The sequence below is a fragment of the Pseudoalteromonas sp. SG43-7 genome (assembly GCF_014164295.1).
Lineage (GTDB): Bacteria > Pseudomonadota > Gammaproteobacteria > Enterobacterales > Alteromonadaceae > Pseudoalteromonas > Pseudoalteromonas rhizosphaerae.
In genome coordinates this window covers 1-897 of sequence record NZ_JACJEY010000157.1, presented here as the reverse complement: position 1 = coordinate 897, position 897 = coordinate 1, and the positions used below count along the sequence as shown (strand labels likewise).

1 protein-coding gene is annotated in these 897 nt (G+C 39.2%); it reads right to left on the bottom strand.

The annotated features are described in order from the left end of the window. Positions 1-29: 29 nt before the first annotated feature. Positions 30-897: IS3 family transposase (locus H5200_RS23260; RefSeq protein WP_182762855.1), on the bottom strand; the 868-nt coding region annotated here is incomplete at its 5' end.

The following is an 897-nucleotide window of genomic DNA, read 5'->3' as shown; positions in this document are numbered from 1 at the left end:
TGTAATGGTCAACAAATTCTGTAGAGATTCTAAGCGGCATTTTTTAATTCATTATATTTCTGATGTGGCGTCATATAATTAAGCGTAGAATGCCTACGTTTGTAATTGTAAAACTGAATATAATTGTCCACCTCACTTATAACTGAATGATGATTTATAAATGACAGGCGATTCAGTCGCTCTGTTTTTAAACTTCTAAAAAATCGCTCCATTACTGCATTATCCCAACAATTACCTCGACGACTCATACTTTGCGTTATAGTTAGTTGTGATAACCGAGCTCTAAACGAGGCAGCAGAATACTGACACCCCTGATCGGAATGAAACATCAGTTGATTAAGAACCGGCTGTTGACGCTTAATAGCATTATTCAATGCTGCTATAGCCAATTCAGCATTTGGGCTTGTTGATAAGGCATACCCTACAACTTCCCTCGTTGATAAGTCTAACACACAGGCCAAGTAGCTCCACCCTTGACGGTTCCTGATATAGGTAATATCACCGACCCAATGCGTGTTATGTGAATCAGGGTTAAACTCTCGTTTTAAGAGGTTCTGTGCGTACTTATGTTCATCACCTGAGTTAGGGTAGTAATGTTTTTTCTTCGGCCTGATGGCTTTTATATTCAACTTTTTCATCAGTGCCGCTGTTTTATATATTCCAATCGTATGATTTAACGCATTCAGTTCAACGTTCACTCTGCGTCTACCATACGTATAACCAGAATCGTCAGCGATAGATTTAATTAACGCCAGCAGTGCCTGCTCTGACTTATTTGGCGCGACGGGCGCATAGTAATAACTACTTGTACTGACTTCTAAAGCACGACACAACTCAGATACCGTATAGCTTGGGGTCGCTTTCTTCAATGCTTTAATTACTTTAAATTTTGATTGT